19 protein-coding genes and 1 riboswitch are annotated in these 18,452 nt (G+C 69.9%); of the genes, 8 read left to right on the top strand and 11 right to left on the bottom strand.

Annotated features, from left to right (window positions below; all coding sequences use genetic code 11):
- Nucleotides 1–138 precede the first annotated feature (138 nt).
- The 3 genes from FNV62_RS24335 to thrC all read right to left on the bottom strand — a co-directional run bounded on the left by FNV62_RS24335 (nucleotide 139) and on the right by thrC (nucleotide 2,533).
- Nucleotides 139–345 (bottom strand): cold-shock protein, encoded by a 207-nt coding sequence (locus FNV62_RS24335; protein WP_019057200.1) that lies wholly within the window; start codon nucleotides 343–345, stop codon nucleotides 139–141.
- A 460-nt stretch (nucleotides 346–805) separates the two neighbouring features.
- Complete coding sequence (locus FNV62_RS24340; protein ID WP_054235145.1) at nucleotides 806–1,081, bottom strand: MoaD/ThiS family protein; 276 nt, start codon at nucleotides 1,079–1,081, stop codon at nucleotides 806–808.
- 123 nt (nucleotides 1,082–1,204) lie between these two features.
- Nucleotides 1,205–2,533: a threonine synthase gene (gene thrC / locus FNV62_RS24345; RefSeq protein WP_054235144.1), complete on the bottom strand. Its 1,329-nt coding sequence runs from the start codon at nucleotides 2,531–2,533 to the stop codon at nucleotides 1,205–1,207.
- A 17-nt stretch (nucleotides 2,534–2,550) separates the two neighbouring features.
- Nucleotides 2,551–2,697, bottom strand: a riboswitch (SAM riboswitch).
- A gap of 179 nt (nucleotides 2,698–2,876) precedes the next feature.
- Here thrC and FNV62_RS24350 point away from each other — a divergent pair.
- Together FNV62_RS24350 and FNV62_RS24355 are read left to right on the top strand one after the other, a co-directional pair.
- Nucleotides 2,877–3,821, top strand: coding sequence for a glucosyl-3-phosphoglycerate synthase (locus FNV62_RS24350; RefSeq protein WP_097285240.1), 945 nt, complete (start codon nucleotides 2,877–2,879; stop codon nucleotides 3,819–3,821).
- A gap of 125 nt (nucleotides 3,822–3,946) precedes the next feature.
- Nucleotides 3,947–5,335, top strand: a complete 1,389-nt coding sequence (locus tag FNV62_RS24355; protein WP_143627105.1) for an alpha,alpha-trehalose-phosphate synthase (UDP-forming) — start codon at nucleotides 3,947–3,949, stop codon at nucleotides 5,333–5,335.
- A gap of 82 nt (nucleotides 5,336–5,417) precedes the next feature.
- On the opposite strand, the gene otsB is transcribed toward FNV62_RS24355, so the two are convergent.
- The 3 genes from otsB to FNV62_RS24370 all read right to left on the bottom strand — a co-directional run bounded on the left by otsB (nucleotide 5,418) and on the right by FNV62_RS24370 (nucleotide 7,836).
- A complete protein-coding gene (gene otsB, locus FNV62_RS24360; protein ID WP_097285242.1) occupies nucleotides 5,418–6,293 on the bottom strand; it encodes a trehalose-phosphatase in 876 nt (291 codons plus the stop codon).
- 63 nt (nucleotides 6,294–6,356) lie between these two features.
- Nucleotides 6,357–6,584: a DUF3263 domain-containing protein gene (locus FNV62_RS24365; RefSeq protein ID WP_097285243.1), complete on the bottom strand. Its 228-nt coding sequence runs from the start codon at nucleotides 6,582–6,584 to the stop codon at nucleotides 6,357–6,359.
- A gap of 34 nt (nucleotides 6,585–6,618) precedes the next feature.
- Nucleotides 6,619–7,836 (bottom strand): ABC transporter substrate-binding protein, encoded by a 1,218-nt coding sequence (locus tag FNV62_RS24370; RefSeq protein WP_225900351.1) that lies wholly within the window; start codon nucleotides 7,834–7,836, stop codon nucleotides 6,619–6,621.
- 209 nt (nucleotides 7,837–8,045) lie between these two features.
- Between FNV62_RS24370 and FNV62_RS24375 the strand changes: the two genes are divergently transcribed.
- The 4 genes from FNV62_RS24375 to FNV62_RS24390 all read left to right on the top strand — a co-directional run bounded on the left by FNV62_RS24375 (nucleotide 8,046) and on the right by FNV62_RS24390 (nucleotide 11,736).
- On the top strand, nucleotides 8,046–9,005 hold the full coding sequence (locus tag FNV62_RS24375; protein ID WP_143627107.1) for an ROK family protein: 960 nt from the start codon (nucleotides 8,046–8,048) through the stop codon (nucleotides 9,003–9,005).
- Nucleotides 9,005–10,150 carry an N-acetylglucosamine-6-phosphate deacetylase gene (gene nagA / locus FNV62_RS24380; protein WP_097285246.1) on the top strand — a complete coding sequence of 382 codons (1,146 nt, stop codon included), beginning with the start codon at nucleotides 9,005–9,007 and terminating at the stop codon, nucleotides 10,148–10,150. Before FNV62_RS24375 ends, nagA begins: the two co-directional genes overlap by 1 nt.
- A gap of 147 nt (nucleotides 10,151–10,297) precedes the next feature.
- On the top strand, nucleotides 10,298–11,227 hold the full coding sequence (locus FNV62_RS24385) for a 1-phosphofructokinase family hexose kinase (RefSeq protein WP_097285247.1): 930 nt from the start codon (nucleotides 10,298–10,300) through the stop codon (nucleotides 11,225–11,227).
- Nucleotides 11,228–11,307: 80 nt separating this feature from the next.
- Entirely contained in the window at nucleotides 11,308–11,736 is a 429-nt protein-coding gene (locus tag FNV62_RS24390) for a hypothetical protein (RefSeq protein ID WP_067733624.1), read from the top strand.
- 110 nt (nucleotides 11,737–11,846) lie between these two features.
- On the opposite strand, the gene FNV62_RS24395 is transcribed toward FNV62_RS24390, so the two are convergent.
- Complete coding sequence (locus FNV62_RS24395) at nucleotides 11,847–12,830, bottom strand: CBM35 domain-containing protein (protein WP_143608486.1); 984 nt, start codon at nucleotides 12,828–12,830, stop codon at nucleotides 11,847–11,849.
- A gap of 117 nt (nucleotides 12,831–12,947) precedes the next feature.
- Nucleotides 12,948–14,672 (bottom strand): diguanylate cyclase CdgB, encoded by a 1,725-nt coding sequence (gene cdgB / locus FNV62_RS24400; RefSeq protein WP_143602117.1) that lies wholly within the window; start codon nucleotides 14,670–14,672, stop codon nucleotides 12,948–12,950.
- A 389-nt stretch (nucleotides 14,673–15,061) separates the two neighbouring features.
- Here cdgB and FNV62_RS24405 point away from each other — a divergent pair, with 389 nt between their 5' ends.
- The gene (locus FNV62_RS24405) at nucleotides 15,062–15,625 is read left to right on the top strand and encodes a flavin reductase family protein (RefSeq protein WP_181360901.1); all 564 of its coding nucleotides are present in this window, start codon (nucleotides 15,062–15,064) and stop codon (nucleotides 15,623–15,625) included.
- Nucleotides 15,626–15,655: 30 nt separating this feature from the next.
- Here FNV62_RS24405 and FNV62_RS24410 read toward each other — a convergent pair whose 3' ends face one another.
- From FNV62_RS24410 to arfB, 3 genes are all read right to left on the bottom strand, one after another.
- A complete protein-coding gene (locus FNV62_RS24410) occupies nucleotides 15,656–16,630 on the bottom strand; it encodes a sigma-70 family RNA polymerase sigma factor (RefSeq protein ID WP_143608488.1) in 975 nt (324 codons plus the stop codon).
- A gap of 84 nt (nucleotides 16,631–16,714) precedes the next feature.
- A complete protein-coding gene (locus tag FNV62_RS24415; protein ID WP_054235132.1) occupies nucleotides 16,715–17,002 on the bottom strand; it encodes a hypothetical protein in 288 nt (95 codons plus the stop codon).
- Nucleotides 17,003–17,119: 117 nt separating this feature from the next.
- Nucleotides 17,120–17,548 carry an alternative ribosome rescue aminoacyl-tRNA hydrolase ArfB gene (gene arfB, locus FNV62_RS24420; RefSeq protein WP_054235131.1) on the bottom strand — a complete coding sequence of 143 codons (429 nt, stop codon included), beginning with the start codon at nucleotides 17,546–17,548 and terminating at the stop codon, nucleotides 17,120–17,122.
- Between the two features lie 204 nt (nucleotides 17,549–17,752).
- On the opposite strand from arfB, the gene FNV62_RS24425 reads away from it, so the two are divergent.
- A complete protein-coding gene (locus tag FNV62_RS24425; RefSeq protein ID WP_054235130.1) occupies nucleotides 17,753–18,328 on the top strand; it encodes a TerD family protein in 576 nt (191 codons plus the stop codon).
- Nucleotides 18,329–18,452 lie beyond the last annotated feature (124 nt).

Consider the following 18,452-nt stretch of genomic DNA (forward strand, 5'->3'; position numbering starts at 1 on the left):
CAGGTGAGAAGGGGCGCGCAACCCGCGCGTCGCGCCGGTGCGCGAGCGGGCCCACGACTGTGCGCGGACAGACCGAGGGGCTCGTACCCCATGGGATACGAGCCCCTCGTCACGTCGAACAGTCAGTCGGCGCGTGCTTCAGCTGGTCGCGAGTCGGACCATGTCCGCCTGCGGCCCTTTCTGGCCCTGCGAGATCTCGAAATCGACCCGCTGACCCTCTTCCAGGGTGCGGTAGCCGTCCATCTGAATCGCGCTGTAGTGGACGAAAACATCCGCACCACCGTCGACCGCGATGAAGCCGTACCCCTTCTCCGCGTTGAACCACTTGACGGTGCCCTGAGCCATGCCTAACTCCCCTATTACTGGCCCTTGCACAGGACCGCACTTCGCGGACCCGGGTCAGACCTCACCCCCCAACGGTTGGGGGTGTGCGCCGGAACGCGTCGACCGCGGCTGAATGTATCTGTCCAACTGCCGTCTGCAACAGGTCAATCGGACGAGAATTCCGGGCACGACTGATCGGAAATATAGGGAGAATTTGCGAAGATTCAGGGCAAGTCGGGCCCCATAAAAGCCATATAAGGCTCAAAAGCACGGGACACTTTGGCTACTTCTTGCCGGACTTCGGGCGCGAACTCATATGCGCCCGGCATGCAAAGTGGAGCGGGTTCCCCAACTGTACCGCGCTCAACCATGCAGAATTGCCCCCTCCGCTTCTCTCACGGAGGGGGCAATTCGATGAACTCTCGGTAATTGGCATTACCAAGGGTAACTATCTCACCCTGGGTAACGGCTCGCGAGGCGGTCAGCCGCCGGCGACGGCGGGGATGATCGAGACGCCCGCGCCGTCCGGCGTCGCCGTCTCCAGACCCTGCTCGAAACGGACGTCGTCGTCGTTCACGTAGACGTTGACGAACCGGCGCAGCTTGCCCTGGTCGTCCAGGACGCGCGCGGCGATACCCGTGTGGTTCTTCTCCAGATCCGCGATGACCTCACCGAGGGTCCCACCCTCGGCCGTCACCTCGGCCCGACCACCGGTGTAGGTGCGCAGGATGGTGGGGATGCGGACGTTGACGCTCATATCGGTGAGACCTCCCGGTCGGATTCTTGGCCTACGGCTGGGGAGCGCCCCGTAGGGGCGCGGGGAACTGCGCGACCGGCCCGCACCGGCCCGCAGCGGAGAAACAACCCTCCGAGCCAGGCCCTAAGCGAGCCCGGCCTCTCGGAAAGAGTCCAGGTTGGGACGAATGGTCGCCGTCAACCCCGTACCGGCCACCGCATCCAGCGTCTTCAGACCATCGCCGGTGTTCAGGACGACGGTGGTCAGCGTCGGGTCCAGCAGCCCGTTCTCGATCAGCTTCTTCGTCACGCCCACCGTCACACCACCGGCGGTCTCCGCGAAGATCCCCTCAGTACGGGCGAGCAACTTGATCGCGTCGACGACCTGCTCGTCGTTCACGTCCTCCACGGCCCCACCCGTGCGCCGCGCGATGTCCAGCACGTACGGCCCGTCGGCCGGGTTGCCGATGGCGAGCGACTTGGCGATGGTGTTCGGCTTCTGGGGCCGTACGACGTCGTGGCCCGCCTTGTAGGCGACGGACACCGGCGAGCAGCCCTCGGCCTGGGCACCGAAGATCTTGTACGGCTTGTCCTCGACCAGTCCGAGCTTGATCAGCTCCTGAAGACCCTTGTCGATCTTCGTGAGCTGGGAGCCGGAGGCGATGGGGATCACCAGCTGGTCGGGGAGCTTCCACCCCAGCTGCTCGCAGATCTCGTACGCGAGGGTCTTGGAGCCCTCCGCGTAGTACGGCCGCAGGTTGACGTTGACGAAGCCCCAGCCCTCGCCCGCCGGGTCGCCGATCAGCTCGGAGCAGAAGCGGTTCACGTCGTCGTAGTTGCCCTCGATGCCGACGAGCTCGCCGCCGTAGATCGCGGCCATGACGACCTTGCCCTGCTCCAGGTCGTGCGGGATGAACACGCAGGAGCGGAAGCCGGCACGGGCGGCGGCGGCGCCCACGGCGCCGGCGAGGTTGCCGGTGGAGGAGCAGGAAAGGGTCGTGAAGTCGAACGCGCGGGCGGCCTCGATGGCCTGGGCGACGACGCGGTCCTTGAAGGAGTGCGTCGGGTTGCCGGAGTCGTCCTTGACGAAGAGCTTGCCGGCCTCGACGCCCAGCTCGCGGGCGAGGTTGTCGGCCTTGACGAGCTTGGTCCAGCCGGGGTTGATGTTCGGCTTGTCGGCGACGTCGGCCGGGACGGGCAGGAGCGGCGCGTAGCGCCAGATGTTCGCGGGGCCGGCTTCGATGCGTGCCCGGAGCTCTTCGGTCTCGTAGGCCGAGAAGTCGTACGCGATCTCCAGCGGGCCGAAACACTCCTCGCAGGCGAAGACCGGGCCGAGCGGCACGCGGTGCCCGCACTCGCGGCAGGAAAGCGCGGCGGCGGGTCCGAGATCCACACCGACTACGGTGGTGGTGTCGCCCGCGACAGGGTTCGTGGTGCTTGCAACGGTCGAACTTGCAACAGTCTGCGCAGCCATGGAGGCGAGGCCCTTTCTCCTCATCTTCCTCACGACGCACTTCGCCGTGAGACGGATTTGGCACCTTCCCTAGCCGGGAGCCTCGCCACATCAACGTGACAGGACCAGCTGGAGGGTTGCCGGGGCTTCATCGGGCCGTATCCCTCTGCCCCTCTGGATGAGCGGTATTCGGTTGTGTCGTGCGGGTGGTGCGGTGGTCCGCAAATGATCTACGACATGCGATGGTCATCCGCGTTGTTCAAGACTGTAACCGAAGGCCAGGACAGTTGAGATAGTCGTCCGAACCGCGAGATGGATCACACCGTGAGACAGCGGGTGATCAGACAGTGAGGAGCCGCAGACTGTGCTGAAGGAAACTGAGCGCTGGCTGAGCAATCGCTCCTGGTCCGTGACCGATCGCCCGCTCCACAGACTCATGTCCGCCAAACGGGCCACGGGCTCCTCGGTGAGCGTCGTCCTGCCCGCGCTGAACGAGGAGGAGACGGTCGGCGAGATCGTCGCCATCATCCGCCACGACCTGATGCAGCAGGTGCCCCTCGTCGACGAGATCGTCGTCGTCGACTCGGGCTCGACCGACCGCACCTCGCAGGTGGCCGCCGCGGCGGGCGCGCGCGTGGTGCACCGGGACGAGATCCTGCCGCGCATCCCGACCGTGCCCGGCAAGGGCGAGGTGCTGTGGCGTTCCCTCCTCGTGACGAGCGGGGACATCGTCTGTTTCATCGACGCGGACCTGAAGGAGTTCTCCTCGGACTTCGTCTCCGGGATCGTGGGGCCGCTGCTCACCGAGCCCGGCGTGGACCTCGTCAAGGCGATGTACGACCGTCCGCTCGGCGGTACGGCGGGGCAGGGCGGCCGGGTCACCGAACTCATGGCCCGCCCCCTCCTCAACATGCACTGGCCGCAGCTGGCCGGCTTCGTGCAGCCGCTCGGCGGGGAGTACGCGGCCCGCCGCTCGCTGCTCGAACAGCTCCCCTTCCCCGTCGGGTACGGGGTCGAGCTGGGCATGCTGGTCGACGCCCTGCACCTGGTGGGCCTGGACGCGCTCGCCCAGGTCGACGTGGGCGTGCGCAAGCACCGCCACCAGGACGGGCAGGCGCTGGGCCGGATGTCCGCCGCGATCTACCGCACGGCCCAGCTCCGGCTGGCCCGCGGCCACCTGATCCGCCCGGCCCTCACCCAGTTCGAACGGGGCGGGGACGGTTTCGAGCCGCGCACGTACTCGGTGGACACGGAGGAACGTCCGCCGATGGTCGAAATCTCCGAGTACCAGAAACGAAGGGCGGCGTAGCGGCGCCCCCGCAAGGGGCGCGGGGAACTGCGGCTCAGCCCCCATCGGCCGGAAGATCACATACGACCCCTCATATGGCCAACGGGAACGTTTGAGCGTTTCCATGCGGGGCTAAGTTTCGAGGCATGGCTTCAACGCAAGGCGCCCACAACATCCTCGTCGCCTCCAACCGCGGCCCGGTCACCTACGAGGTCCAGGAGGACGGCTCGCTGCGCGCCAGGCGCGGTGGCGGCGGGCTGGTCTCGGGCCTCTCCGCGATCGGGCCGGACGCGGGGGCCCTGTGGGTGTGCTCGGCGCTCGGCGACGGCGACCGCGAGGCGGTCCGGCGCGGGATCGCCGAGGACGGCGTACGGATGCTGGACATCGACGCCGACGTGCACGCGGACGCCTACAACGGCATCGCGAACTCCGTGCTGTGGTTCGTCCACCACATGCTGTACCAGACCCCGCTGGAGCCGGTCTTCGACGCGGAGTTCCGGCGCCAGTGGGCGTCGTACGAGGCGTACAACCGCGCGTTCGCCGAAGCACTGGCCGCGGAGGCGGCGCGGGGCGCGGTGGTGATCGTCCAGGACTACCACCTGACCCTCGTCCCCGGGATGCTCCGCGAGCGCCGTCCCGACCTGCGGATCGGCCACTTCTCGCACACCCCCTGGGCGCCGGTCGACTACTTCCGGATGCTGCCCGACGACATCGCCGAACAGGTGCTGCGCGGCATGCTCGGCGCGGACCGGCTCGGCTTCCTCACCCAGCGCTGGGCGGACGCGTTCACCGCCTGCTGCGACGCGCTCGTCGGCGGGCTCGGCGACACCCGGATCGGCGTGCACGGGCTCGGCGCGGACGCGGACTTCCTGCGCAGGCGCTCGCACGAGGCGGACGTCGCGGACCGCATGGCCGCGCTGCGCGAGCAGATCGGCGAGGGCCGCAGGACGATCGTGCGGGTCGACCGGACCGAGCTGTCGAAGAACATCGTGCGGGGCCTGCTGGCGTACCGGCAGCTGCTGGAGGACCACCCGGAGTGGCGCGAGCGCGTCGTCCACGTGGCCTTCGCCTACCCCTCCCGCCAGGACCTGGCCGTCTACCGCGACTACACGGCCGAGGTCCAGCGGGTGGCGACCGAGATCAACTCCCAGTACGGGACACCGGGCTGGACCCCGGTCGTCCTCCACGTCAAGGACGACTTCGCCCGCTCCCTGGCCGCGTACCGGCTCGCCGACGTCGCCCTCGTCAACCCCATCCGCGACGGCATGAACCTCGTCGCCAAGGAGGTGCCGGTCGTCTCCGACGAGGGGTGCGTGCTGGTGCTCTCCCGGGAGGCGGGAGCGTACGAGGAGCTGGGCGAGGACGCGGTGGTGGTGAACCCCTACGACGTGGTCGGCACCGCGCGGGCGCTGGACGCGGCGCTGACCATGCCGGTGGGGGAACGGGCGGAACGTACGAAGCGGTTGGCTGCCGCCGGGACCGCGTTGCCTCCGGCGCAGTGGTTTCTTGAGCAGTTGCGGGAGTTGGAGGGGTAAGGGGTATCGGTCGGCTGCGGGCGCGTTGTGGCTGGTCGCGCAGTTCCCCGCGCCCCTGACGGGGCGCTGTAGTCGCCGGCGATCAACGGTCCAGGCGACTCGCCAATGCCATCAGCAGGCGTACGACTCCCGCCGGGCCGTCGACCACAAGATCTGCCCGTTCGGCCAGTTCGGTGACTTCCGCGCTGCCGCTGCACACCAGCAGGCCCGGGACGCCGTCCGAGCGCAGTTTGTCGACGGCGGCGAAGGCGGGGAGGTCGCCCAGGTCGTCGCCGGCGTACATGACGGCTTCGGCGTGGACCTCGCGGACGTACTCCAGGAGGGCGACGCCCTTGTCCATGCCCGGAGGACGGAGTTCGAGGACCATCCGACCGGGTTCGACGATCAGGCCGTGGCGGGTGGCGAGGTCGGCGAGGGGTTCGCGCAGTGCCTCGAACGCGGCCAGGGGGTCCTCCGCGCGGCGGGTGTGGACCGCGACCGCGCGGCCCTTCTCCTCGATCCAGGTGCCGTGCCAGGCGCCGACCCCGTCGAGGACCCCGGGCAGCTCGGCGCGGACGGCGGCGACGCCGGGGTGCGGGGCGGGGGCGTTGACGGTGCCGGTGCGGGCGTCCCAGCGTTCGGCGCCGTAGTGGCCGAGGACGACGAGGTGGTCGAGGCCCGGGACACCCGCGAAGCCGCCGTGGCGGACCGCCACGCCGGCCGGGCGGCCGGTGACGACGGCGACGGAGGCGACCTTCGGGGCGAGGGCCGCGAGGGCGGGGACCGCGTCGGGGTGGGCGCGGGCCTGCTCCGGGTCGGCGACGATGGGGGCGAGTGTTCCGTCGAAGTCGAGCGCGATGACGGCCCGGTCGGGCCGGGTGAGGATGGCGTCGAGACCGTCGCGTCCGGCGGGGGTCACGGGTGTCGGCAAGGGTTCCGTGACGTCCGGGGATTCCGGGATTTCCGAGTGGCTGCCCATGCCCCGACCCTATCCGCGCACCCCCGGGCGCACCCACGGCTCACCGAGTCACACCAGGCGGTGTCAGCGTTCCGCGCGGCGGCTGTCCCGGATGCGGCGGAGGCGGTTCACCGTGATCGGGTCGTGGGCGAGGGCGCGGGGGTCGTCGAGGAGGGCGTTGAGGAGTTGGTAGTAGCGGACGGGGGCGAGGCCGAGTCGCTCGCGTATCGCTCGTTCCTTCGCGCCGGGCCCCGCGAAGGAACGGCGCTCCATGGCGAGGATCCCCCGCTCCCTCCCGCTCAGTTCGTCCATGACCGCACCGTAGCGCCCACCACCGACAGCGGAGCTACCCCGCGGAGTCCATCGTGGTCGCCCTCTGCTGGAGCGAGGCGAGGGTCCCGGCCGGGCTGCCGTCCGGGGAGACCGCCTTGCCGATCTGCTTCTTGATGTCGGCGCTGACGGCGGCCCAGGACGTCTTGCCGACCGGATAGAGCTGGGAGGAGGGGAGCTCGTCCAGGAACGGGGTGAGGTCCGCGTTGCCGCTGTCCGCCGCCATCGCCTCGGACGCGGACGTCGTGACCGGCAGCAGGTCGTACTCGTGCGAGAAGGCGAGCACGTTCTTCTCGCTGTAGACGTAGTCGAGGAACGTACCGATCTGTTCCCGGTGGCCGTTCTTCTTGAAGGCCATCATCCAGTCGGCGACACCCATCGTGGCCCGGCTCTTCCCGCTGACGCCGGGCATCGGCACCATTCCGAACTTCACGCCCTTGTCGGCGGCCATCTTCATCAGCGTGGGGTGCCCGTTGAGCATCCCGACCTCGCCGCGCGCGAACGCCGCGAAGGCGTCCGCACGATTGAGCTTCGCGGGCGCGACCGGTCCGGTCAGCCCCTTGCCGACCAGGTCGTCCTTGAGCCAGGTGAGGGTGGCGACGTTCTGGGCGGAGTCGAGGCTGTAGGTGCCGACGTCGTCGGTGTAGCCGTCGCCGCCGCTCAGCAGCCACTGCATGGTCTCGGCCTGGGCCTCCTCGGGACCGAGGGGCAGCGCGTACGGGATCTTCACTCCCCGGGCCTTCAGCGCCTGGGCGTCGGCGGCCAGCTCGCTCCAGGTCGTCGGCGCGCTGAGACCCGCGGCGGCGAACAGCTTCTTGTTGAAGAAGAGCAGCCGGGTGGAGGCCGCGAACGGCATGCCGTACTGCACCCGGTTCATCTTCCCCGCATCGGTGAGCTGCGCGACGAAGTCGGCCTGGACGGGTATGGAGAGCACCTCTTCGGCCTTGTACAGCTCGCCCTTGTCGGCGTAGTCGGCGTACGCGCCGATCTGCGCCATGTCGGGGGCGTCGCCCCGCGCGACCATCTCCTTGACCTTGCGGTCGACGTCCGTCCACGGGTAGACGGTGACCTCGACCTTGGTCCCGGGGTGGCCGGCCTCGTACGCCTTCACGAGCTCGTCCCAGTACTTCTGGGAGCTGTTGGCCTTGGAGTCCCCGTAGTCGGCGGCCACGAGCCTGAGGGTCACGTCCCCGGAACCGGTCGAGCCGCCGCAGCCCGCGAGGGTCGCCGTCATGCCCAACGCGGACGCCGCCGCGATCAGTACCGTCCTACGTCCTGTCCTACGCCGCTGCACCGCGCTTCTCCCAACCCCCGGCCGCCCCTGTCCCGGGGCTGTCCGTCTTTGCTTCTGCGTCCGTTGCATCCGTCTCGGAATGCGGATACAAGGTCTACACCACGTGAGTGGACTAGACCTCTCCTGGGGTAAGGGGCGACACTGTCCCCGTGAGACATGTCATCGCCCTCGATGTGGGCGGCACCGGGATGAAGGCCGCCCTGGTCGGGTCGGAGGGCGAGCTCCTCCACCAGGCCCGTCGCGCCACCGGCCGCCAGCGCGGTCCGGACGCCGTGGTCGACGCGATCCTCGACTTCGCGGCCGAGCTGCGCGCGTACGGCGAGCACCACCTCGGCGAGTCCGCGGCGGCCGCCGGAGTCGCCGTCCCCGGCATCGTCGACGCAGGCCGGGGCGTGGCGGTGTACTCGGCCAACCTGGGCTGGCGCGACGTCCCGATGCGCCGGCTGCTGGGCGACCGGCTGGGCGGGGTGCCGGTGGCGCTCGGACACGACGTGCGCACCGGCGGGCTCGCGGAGGGCCGGATCGGCGCGGGGCAGGGGGCCGACCGTTTCCTGTTCGTCCCCCTCGGCACCGGCATCGCGGGCGCGATCGGCATCGACGGCGGCGTCGAGGCGGGCGCGCACGGTTTCGCGGGCGAGATCGGCCATGTCGTCGTACGCCCCGGCGGGACCCCGTGTCCGTGCGGGCAGCACGGCTGTCTGGAGCGGTACGCGTCCGCCGCCGCCGTCAGCCAGGCCTGGGCCGAGGCCTGCGGGGACCCGACGGCGGACGCCGCCGACTGCGCGAAGGCCGTCGAGTCCGGGGACGCGCGGGCGCGGGAGGTCTGGCAGGACGCCATCGACGCGCTCGCCGACGGGCTCGTCACCGCGCTCACCCTGCTGGATCCACGCACGCTGATCATCGGTGGCGGTCTCGCCGAAGCGGGGGAAACCTTGTTCACACCGCTACGGGCCGCCGTCGAGCGGCGCGTCACCTTCCAGAAACTGCCGTCCCTCGTCCCCGCGGCCCTCGGGGACACCGCAGGCTGCCTGGGCGCGGGCCTGCTGGCCTGGGACCTGCTGAATCAGCCGACCACCGTTTCCCGACCGACTTCGGAGGTAACCACCTGATGGCCCCTAGAACGGTTCTCGCCGGTGCCAGGGTGGTACTGCCCACCGGAGTCGTCGACGACGGTCGTGTGATCGTCGACGGCACACGCATCGCCGGCAGCGCGCCCTCGTCGGCGCGGACACTGGACCTGTCGGGCCACTGGCTCGTCCCCGGCTTCGTGGACCTCCACAACCACGGCGGCGGCGGTGCCTCCTTCACCTCCGGGACCGTCGAGGAGGTCCTCCGGGGCGTCCACACCCACCGGCTGCACGGCACCACCACCCTCGTCGCCTCGACCGTGACCGGCGACATGGACGGCCTCGCCCAGCGCGCCGGGCTGCTCTCCGAGCTGGCCGAGCAGGGCGACATCGCGGGCATCCACTTCGAGGGCCCGTTCATCTCGCCGTGCCGCAAGGGCGCGCACTCCGAGGAACTGCTGCGCGACCCGGACCCGGCCGAGGTCCGCAAGCTGATCGACGCGGCGCGCGGCCGGGCCAGCATGGTCACCCTCGCCACCGAGCTGCCGGGCGGCATCGACTCCGTACGCCTGCTGGCCGAGCACGGGGTGATCGCGGCGATCGGGCACACGGACGCGACGTACGAGCAGACGGTGGAGGCCATCGACGCGGGCGCGACCGTCGCCACGCACCTGTTCAACGCCATGCCCACGCTCGGACACCGCACGCCCGGCCCGATCACCGCCCTCCTCGAGGACGAGCGGATCACCGTCGAGCTGATCAACGACGGCACCCACCTCCACCCCGCCGCGCTCCAGCTGGCGTTCCATCACGCGGGCGCGGACCGGGTGGCGTTCATCACGGACGCCATGGACGCGGCGGGCTTCGGCGACGGCCGCTACCGGCTCGGCCCGCTGGAGGTCGAGGTCAGCGAGGGGGTCGCCCGGCTGGTGGAGGGCGGCTCGATCGCGGGCTCCACGCTCACCCTCGACCGCGCCTTCCAGCGGGCGGTGACCGTCGACCGGCTGCCGGTCGAGGGCATCGTCGCGGCCCTGTCCGCCAACCCGGCCCGCCTGCTCGGCCTGTACGACAGGGTGGGCTCGCTGGAACCGGGCAAGGACGCCGACCTGGTGGTCCTGGACGCGGAGTTCGCCCTCAAGGGCGTGATGCGCCGGGGCGAATGGGTGGTTGACCCGCAACTGGGCTGATTCGCCCTCCGGTTGGAGCGCGATGTGACGTACGGCGGTCGTCCCGGGACTGGGCCGACCGCCGTTGTCTTTGGCATGATCGAGCCTCCGGATTCTCCGGAACTCGAAACTGTCGGCCAGCGCATTCATCGGGGGAGGTCGGTCCAGGTGATCCTCACGGTCACACCGAACACCGCTCTCGACATCACCTATCGCGTACGGTCCCTGCGCCCGCACACCGCGCACCGGGTGACCGAGGTGACCGAACGCCCCGGCGGCAAGGGCCTGAACGTGGCCCGCGTGCTCGCCGCCCTCGGCCACGAGGTGACGGTCACGGGCTTCGCGGGCGGCGTGACGGGCCGCGCCCTGCGGGACCAACTCGCGGACACACCCGGGGTGGTGGACGCGCTGATCCCGGTCGAGGGGACGACGCGCCGCACGATAGCCGTGGTCGACACGACGACGGGTGACTCGACTCAACTCAACGAGCCAGGACCGCAGATCACCCCTGCCGAGTGGGCGGCCTTCCAGGAGGCCTACGAGGTGCTGCTGCGCTCCGCCTCGGCGGTGGCCCTGTGCGGCAGCCTGCCGCCGGGGGTGCCGGTGGGCGCGTACGCGGGGCTGATCCGCGCGGCCCGTGCGGCGGCCGTCCCGGTCCTCCTGGACACCAGCGGCGAACCCCTGCGCCGGGGCGTCGCCGCCCGTCCCGACATCGTCAAGCCGAACGCCGACGAGCTGGCCGAACTCACCGGCTCCCACGAGCCGTTGCAGGCGACCCGGGACGCCCGCAGGCGCGGCGCGCACGCCGTCGTGGCCTCACTGGGCGCCCAGGGCCTGTTCGCCCACACTCCGGACGGTCTCTGGCGCGCCACCCCACCGCGCCGCGTCCACGGCAACCCGACCGGCGCGGGCGACTCGGCGGTCGCGGGCCTGCTGTCGGGACTGGTGGAGCGCCTGCCGTGGCCGGAGCGCCTTGCCCGGGCCGTCGCCCTGTCCGCGGCGACCGTACTGGCCCCGGTGGCGGGCGAGTTCGACCGCTCGGCGTACGAGACCCTGCTCGACCAGATCGCGGTGACGGTGGACGCGACGGCGGCGTGACTCAGTCTCCGCGGTCAGTGCCCACCCTGACGGAATAAAGATCTCCCCAAGACGCGACATGAACCAGTAATGTCATGGCCATGTCTCTTACGAAATCGCAGCGCCGGAAGACCCTTCAGCTCACGGGTACCGCCCTCGGAGCCCTGGTCCTGACCGTGGCCACATCGGGCTCGGCCCAGGCCAACCCCATGCAGGCGGAGTGCTCCACCACCGGCGCGTACGGTTACGTCTATTCGGACTGGTACGGATCCGACACCCGGATCGACTTCAGCATGACCTTCACGGACATGCTGGCCGATGGTCACCACGTCAGGGCCCGGCTCGTCACCACCGACGTCAACAACGTGAGAAAGAACTGGCCGTGGCACTACAACTACGGCGGCAACAACACCAGCGTCGACGTGAACTCGTACGCCACGAACAGCTCGGGCATCTTCAACTGGGGCATCCAGGTGGCCAGGTACGAGGGAGACACCTACCTGAACTCGTGCACCAACTGGATCGTGTGAGCTGACAGAGCGAGGGGCGTCACGACAGGCTCGCTGTCGTGACGCCCCTCGTCGCTGCCGGCATCAGCGGCGGGCGGCGCGGGTCCGAGTCCGGACAAGGCGTGGGCGGGCTACTTCCATCCCGTTTCCAACCGGAGTTGGTCGAAGTTGACGTCGCACTGGTTGCCCTGCTCACAGGAGATCTTGATGGTGTTGGTGCCCTTGTTGAGGGTGATGTCCCCCCAGGTGTTGGTCCAGCCCTTCTCGTAGTCACCCTCCGCGGCGTGGGCGAAGTTCCCCATGTTGAGCAGGCGGTCCTGGGCCGTGCCATTGATCGTGAGCGTGGCCTTGGCGTCCTTGCCGGGCACCCCGTAGTTGACGTACAGCGTGTATTTGCCGTCCGCGGGGATGCCACTCACGTTCCAGGTGACGGCCGCACCGACCTGATTGAAGTTCGTGACGTAGACGCCGCCGTCCGCCTTCGCGCCCTTGACGTCGGAAGCCGTGGCCGTGCCGCCCGTCAGGTTCAGCGCCTTCGCGTCGATCTTCGGGAGTTCACCGGCGGGCGCCGACTGTGAGGCCGACGTGCTCGGGGAGGCGCTCTCGGAGGCCGACGGGGTCGAGCCGCCGCCCGCGTTGTCCTTGCTCTTGTCGTTCGCGTTGCCGTTCATCATGGCGACGCCGATGCCGATGACGACGGCGGCGACCACGGCGATGGCGCCGATCAGCAGACCCTTGGTGTTCGGGCCGCGGCCACGACCGCCGCCGCCTCCCGACGGCTGCCGGCCGGTCGGGGCCCCGCCGGGGACCGTCTCGGGCGCCGAGTAGTGCGCGTTCGGCTGCCCGTAGGCACCCTGCTGCGGCACCTGGCCGTACGGTGCGGTCGGGGCGGCCTGCTGGCCGTACTGCGCGGTCGGGGCCTGCTGGCCGTAACCGGGCTGCTGCTGTCCGTACTGGCGTTCGCCGACCGCCCGCACCCGGTTGACCGAGCCGGGGTAGCCGTAGCCGCCGCCTCCGCTGGGCGGAGTGGCGCCGTTGGCCTGACCATCGGCGTACAGATAGCCGAACGGGTCGTCGTCCTCGGGCGTGCTCGCGCCGTTGTTGCCGGGCGTCATCCCTTGGTCTCCTCAACAGGTGCGGTTCAGATGCGGTACATGGATGAATGGCGAGCCTACCCGCTCCCAGGGGGCCAAACGGGTGGGCTTCCTCGCATCAACCCACTGACCTGTGACTTATCCGGCACGCCGATGCTGTTTGGGACGAGACCGTTTCTCGACGTACATCCGTTCGTCAGCGGATTTCAAGACCTCGTCCGCCGTCATGCCGCAGTGTGCCCACCCGATGCCGAAGCTGGCGCCCACCCGGACGGCCCTGCCGTCCACACGGATCGGCGGGATGATCGCGTTCCGCAGCCGTACGGCGAGGTCAGCGGCGTCGGCCCGGCCGAGCCCGTCGGCCAGCACCACGAACTCGTCGCCGCCGAGCCTGGCCACCGTGTCGCCGTCCCGGACGCCGTTGGTCAGGCGTCTGGCGACCTCGATGAGCACCGCGTCGCCCGCGTTGTGCCCGAAGCGGTCGTTGATCGACTTGAAGCCGTCGAGGTCGCAGAAGAGCACCGCGAGCCCCTTGGTGCCGTCGTCCGTCTCACCCTCGGGCGCGATGGTGTGCACATGGTGGTCGAAGGCGTCGTACGCGTCGAAGCCCGGCCCGAGGTCGAACCCGTGCCCGCTCCCGTTGCCGTTGGTGCCCGCGCCGCCGCCGAGGTGGTTGTCGTAGGAGTTGTGCTCGGCCGCCTGGTCCGCGAACGGACCGTGCCCGTACGCCGCGTCCAGCGACTCGACCGTGCCCGGCTGAAGGGCCCCGGGGCGCTGGCAGAGGCGGGAGCCGAGGCGGGAGCGCAGCTCGGCCGAGTTCGGCAGGCCGGTGAGCGAGTCGTGCGAGGCGCGGTGGGCGAGCTGGAGCTCGCGGCGCTTGCGTTCCTCTATGTCCTCGACGTGCGTGAGCAGGAAGCGGGGGCCGTCGGCGGCGTCCGCGACCACGGAGTTGCGCAGCGAGACCCAGACGTAGGTGCCGTCGCGGCGGCCGAGTCTGAGCTCGGCGCGCCCGCCCTCGGCGGACGTCCGGAGCAGGGTGCCGATGTCCTCGGGGTGCACGAGGTCGGAGAAGGAGTAGCGGCGCATCGCGGAGGCGGGGCGGCCCAGGAGGCGGCACAGGGCGTCGTTGGTGCGCAGGATGCGGCCGTGCTGGTCGCCACCCATCTCGGCGATGGCCATGCCGGAGGGGGCGTACTCGAAGGCCTGCCGGAAGCTCTCCTCGCTGGCGCGCAGGGCCTGCTGCTCCCGCTCCAGCCGGACCAGGGCGCGCTGCATATTGGCTCGTAGACGCGCGTTGCTGATGGCGATGGCGGCCTGGAAGGCGTACATCTGGAGCGCCTCGCGTCCCCACGCGCCAGGGCGCCGCCCGTTGCGCGGCCGGTCCACGGACAGGACGCCGATCAGCTCACCGGTGCTGCCCCCGGAGATGCCCGGGGTGTACATGGGGGCGAAGAGGCGGTCGGAGGGGTGCCACTCGTCCTCGAAGCGCGGCGCGGGCCCGTCGGTGTACCACTGCGGTACGTCGTCGTCGTCGAGGACCCAGCCCTCGGTGTGCGGAATGAAGCGCAGATCACCCCAGGCCTCGCCCATGTTCAGCCGGCGGTCCCAGGAGGCGCGGGAGCCGACCCGGCCGGTGATCAGCGCTTCGGCGGCGGAGTTGCCGGCGAGCGCGGCGACCACGAGGTCGCTGTCGGGGCGTACGAGATTGACACACGCCAGCTCGTAGCCGAGGCCCGTGACCACGCCGTCGGCGACGGTCTGCAGCGTGTCCGCCAGGCTCCGCGCGGTGTTCATGTCCGCCATCACCTGATGGAGCTGCCGCAGGGTCGCAAGACGGACATAGGGCTCCGACTCGGTCTCCATTCGCCCTCCCCTCGAGACCTCGCAGCAACTCCAGGGTTGTCTTCGGCGTACCTGGTTCTCTTACGGTTCTCTCGCGTACTACTTGGTAGCTTCGTTCATAGCTTCCACGCCACTGAATCACAGCGCGCTGCCCACTCGGTACACAGGGTCAACAAAATATGGCCCCTGTGACTCAAGTCACAACAGAAGATGAGCAATTGAGTGGGGTTTCTGCATTTCCCCCGTGTGTTTACTGAACGCTTATTTGGACGCTGTGTAGACACTGTGAGCAGTTGTGTCCGTCCCGAGACCTAGGACCCTGCTCAGGACCAGACTTAGGACCGGACCTAGGACCAGGCTCGGGCCGAGGCCCGATGTGGCTCCCCGGGGTCGGAGACTAGCGTTTCGGCGTGCTGAACACTCCCTCTACCGCTCCACTCACCCCCTCCGTGCATGCTGAGGGGGTGAGCAACGACGAGTTCCGTGCCGCCATGTCCCGGCTGGCCGCGGGTGTGGTCCTGGTGACCGCGCACGAGCCCGCGCTGGATCCGGAAGGCCCCGGCGGCGAGGACGTCGGCATGACGGCGACGGCCTTCCTGTCCGTCTCCCTGGACCCGCCACTCGTCATGGTCAGCCTGCGCGAGGGCTCCCGCATGGACGACCTGCTCGACGAACAGCCCCTGTGGGCCGTCTCCGTGCTCTCCGAGAGCCAGCGGCACATCGCGGGCCGCTTCGCCATGAAGGGCCGCATCAGCGACCGCCTGCTCTTCGAGGACATCCCGTACGTCCGTGGCGAGGCGTCCGGGGCACTCGTGGTGGGCGGTGCCCTGGCGACCCTGGAGTGCCGCACCGAGCAGCGGGTCGCCGCCGGTGACCACACCCTCGTCATCGGGCGGGTGCTGACCGCGTCGGTACCGAGCGGGGACGGCGGACCGCTGCTGTACTTCAAGGGGCGCTACCGGCAGTTGGGCTGACGCCCCTTCTCCGAGGGCCGGGGGCCGGGGCTACCGGTCGAGGACGGTGACGTCCAGCCCGGCCAGCCGCTCCGGGTCGTTGAGGATGTCGATGACGGCGACCCTGCCGTGCACGACCGTGAAGGCGAGGACACCGACGACGCGTCCCTCAGCGACCACGACCACACCCGCGGCGCCGTTGACGAGCGCGGGCCGCGCGATCCGGGCCAGGTGGGCGTAACCGCTCGCCCCCGAGGCCACGGCGATGGCACCGGCCGTCACCCCGGCCTCGCTCCGGGCCACCACGTCCGGGTCGAGCACGGCGACGAGCGCGTCGAAGTCGCCGTCCCGCGCCGCCGCGAGGAACGCGTCCACGACCGCCCGCTGCCGCGCCAGGTCGGGATCGGGCACGGGCGCCCCGCCCTGGACCCTGCGCCGGGCCCGGCTGGCGAGCTGACGGGACGCCGCCGACGTACGGCCCACGAGGGGCGCGATCTCCTCGAAGGGCACCGCGAACAGGTCGTGCAGCACGAAGGCGAGCCGTTCGGCGGGCGTCAGCGTCTCCAGTACGACCAACAGGGCGAGGCCCACCGAGTCGGCGAGCAGCGCCTCCTGTTCGGGGTCGATGCCCGAGACGGGGCTGAGCACCGGCTCCGGCATCCGGACACCGGGCTCCTCCGCCAGGGGGCCGAGCGGCTCCTCACCGCGACTTCGGCGGGAGCGCAGCATGTCGAGACAGACGCGGCCGACCACGGTCGTGAGCCAGCCGCCGAGGTTGTCGACCCGGTCGGCGTCGACGCGGCTGAGCTTGAGCCAGGCCTCCTGGACCGCGTCGTCGGCCTCCGAGAGGGAGCCGAGCATGCGATAGGCGACGGCGCGGAGGTGACCGCGGTGGGATTCGAATCGCGCGGCGAGAAATTCGTTCGCGTTCGCGCCGTCCTTCGCGTTCTCGGCCTTCTTCGCGTTCGCGTTCTTCGCATTCTTGCCGTCATTCCCGTTCTCTCCGGGAAATTCGCTGTCGCTCATACGTCACATCTCCTGGTCGCCGCCGCGGTCCGGCACGGACTTGCCCGTCATGGCATTGACGGACCGCGGCCTGCTGATGTGACGTCACGTCTCCGGTACGGCGCTCAGTCGCAGTCGGCCGCCGTCCCCGGAGCGCTCCACTTCGACCTCGTTCACGGAATCGTCCGCGAAGCGGAGGGTGAAGTACGGACTGGCCTCGATCAGGAACTGCATGTCCTCACGCGCGCCGCTGTCCAGCGGCGCGGAGACGACGGCGTCCCACGCACGGGCGTCGGGCACGGCGGCCTGCCGCAACCGGACAGGGATCCGCGCCAGGCAGGTCGATCGATTGGCCCACCACTCGAGGTGCGCCCTGTCCTCGTATCCGTCCATTCCATGAGATTAGCGACAACTCGGCACAAAGGCCCGTCACCTCATACCCGCTCAGTGGCCGACACGCCCACGGAAGACTCGCGCGTGCCGCGGGTGCTGGGGGTGCCGTGGGTGCTCCTAACCCCAGTCGCGCCCGGAGCGGCCCCGCTTGGTGTCGGAGCGCTGTTTCTTCTCGCGCAGCCGCCGCTCGTTGATCCCCCGGGGGATGCGGGTGGCCCGGCGGGGCTTGGGCGGTGGCGCGGTGGCCTCGGCGAGCAGGGAGGCGAGCCGTACGGCCGCGGTCTCCCGGTTGCGCCACTGCGACCGGTGCTCGGACGCGCGGACGCCGATGACGCCGTCGACGAGCCGCCCGGCGAGCTTGGCGAGGGCGCGCTCCTTCCAGACCGGGGGCAACGCCTCGGTCTTCGCGAGGTCGAACCTCAGCTCGACCTGCGAGTCACTGGTGTTGACGTGCTGTCCGCCGGGCCCGCTGGAGCGCGAGAAACGCCACAGGAGCTCGGCCTCGGGGAGGGAGACGGAGCCGCGGATGACGTAAGGACCAGGCATGGGTCCATGGTCGCGTGGATGTCCGGTCCACGTCACCCCGTTTTCGCCGTCACGTGTCCGCCAAGAGGGTAAAGAAAGTAAAGAGGGCAGGAACCTTCGGCACCCCTCTTGGCGTTCTTAGGGGTAGCTGTAGCTTCGTGCCCGTACGAAGCCCATACGTACGGGCACAGCGCACGTACGCAACGAGGGAAGGGACTCCCAACAATGGCTGTAAGCCTGTCCAAGGGTGGCAACGTCTCGCTCACCAAGGAGGCTCCGGGCCTGACCGCCGTCACCGTGGGCCTCGGCTGGGACGTCCGCACCACCACGGGCACCGACTTCGACCTCGACGCCTCGGCCATCGCGGTCAACACCCAGGGCAAGGTCTACTCCGACGGTCACTTCGTCTTCTTCAACAACAAGCAGACCCCGGACCAGACCATCGTCCACACCGGCGACAACCGCACGGGCGAGGGCGCGGGCGACGACGAGGCGATCAACGTCAACCTGGCGGGCCTCCCCGCCGACGTCGACAAGATCGTCTTCCCGGTCTCCATCTACGACGCGGAGAACCGCTCGCAGAACTTCGGCCAGGTCCGCAACGCCTACATCCGCATCATCAACCAGGCCGGCGGCGCCGAGATCGCCCGCTACGACCTGAGCGAGGACGCCGCCACCGAGACCGCCATGGTCTTCGGCGAGCTCTACCGCAACGGCGCGGAGTGGAAGTTCCGCGCGGTCGGCCAGGGCTACGCCTCGGGCCTCGTGGGCATCGCCCAGGACTTCGGCGTCAACGTCTGATCCGTACAAGGCGATTGAAGGAGCCCCTGGCCCGGGACATCGGGCCAGGGGCTCCTCGCGTTCCCATCGCCCGCACCCCCGCTCCCCGTCTCCACAGGGCTCCGTCTCCACAGGGCTCCGTCTC

This window comes from Streptomyces sp. RLB3-17 (assembly GCF_007113425.2).
GTDB classification, from domain to species: domain Bacteria; phylum Actinomycetota; class Actinomycetes; order Streptomycetales; family Streptomycetaceae; genus Streptomyces; species Streptomyces mirabilis_D.

Coding starts and splice junctions, on each gene's coding strand:
- FNV62_RS24335 (WP_019057200.1), bottom strand. CDS start 345: ATGGCTCAGGGCACCGTCAAGTGGTTCAACGCGGAGAAGGGGTACGGC.
- FNV62_RS24340 (WP_054235145.1), bottom strand. CDS start 1,081: ATGAGCGTCAACGTCCGCATCCCCACCATCCTGCGCACCTACACCGGT.
- thrC (WP_054235144.1), bottom strand. CDS start 2,533: ATGGCTGCGCAGACTGTTGCAAGTTCGACCGTTGCAAGCACCACGAAC.
- FNV62_RS24355 (WP_143627105.1), top strand. CDS start 3,947: ATGGCTTCAACGCAAGGCGCCCACAACATCCTCGTCGCCTCCAACCGC.
- otsB (WP_097285242.1), bottom strand. CDS start 6,293: ATGGGCAGCCACTCGGAAATCCCGGAATCCCCGGACGTCACGGAACCC.
- FNV62_RS24365 (WP_097285243.1), bottom strand. CDS start 6,584: ATGGACGAACTGAGCGGGAGGGAGCGGGGGATCCTCGCCATGGAGCGC.
- FNV62_RS24370 (WP_225900351.1), bottom strand. CDS start 7,836: ATGACGGCGACCCTCGCGGGCTGCGGCGGCTCGACCGGTTCCGGGGAC.
- nagA (WP_097285246.1), top strand. CDS start 9,005: ATGGCCCCTAGAACGGTTCTCGCCGGTGCCAGGGTGGTACTGCCCACC.
- FNV62_RS24390 (WP_067733624.1), top strand. CDS start 11,308: ATGTCTCTTACGAAATCGCAGCGCCGGAAGACCCTTCAGCTCACGGGT.
- FNV62_RS24395 (WP_143608486.1), bottom strand. CDS start 12,830: ATGACGCCCGGCAACAACGGCGCGAGCACGCCCGAGGACGACGACCCG.
- cdgB (WP_143602117.1), bottom strand. CDS start 14,672: ATGGAGACCGAGTCGGAGCCCTATGTCCGTCTTGCGACCCTGCGGCAG.
- FNV62_RS24410 (WP_143608488.1), bottom strand. CDS start 16,630: ATGAGCGACAGCGAATTTCCCGGAGAGAACGGGAATGACGGCAAGAAT.
- FNV62_RS24415 (WP_054235132.1), bottom strand. CDS start 17,002: ATGGACGGATACGAGGACAGGGCGCACCTCGAGTGGTGGGCCAATCGA.
- arfB (WP_054235131.1), bottom strand. CDS start 17,548: ATGCCTGGTCCTTACGTCATCCGCGGCTCCGTCTCCCTCCCCGAGGCC.
- FNV62_RS24425 (WP_054235130.1), top strand. CDS start 17,753: ATGGCTGTAAGCCTGTCCAAGGGTGGCAACGTCTCGCTCACCAAGGAG.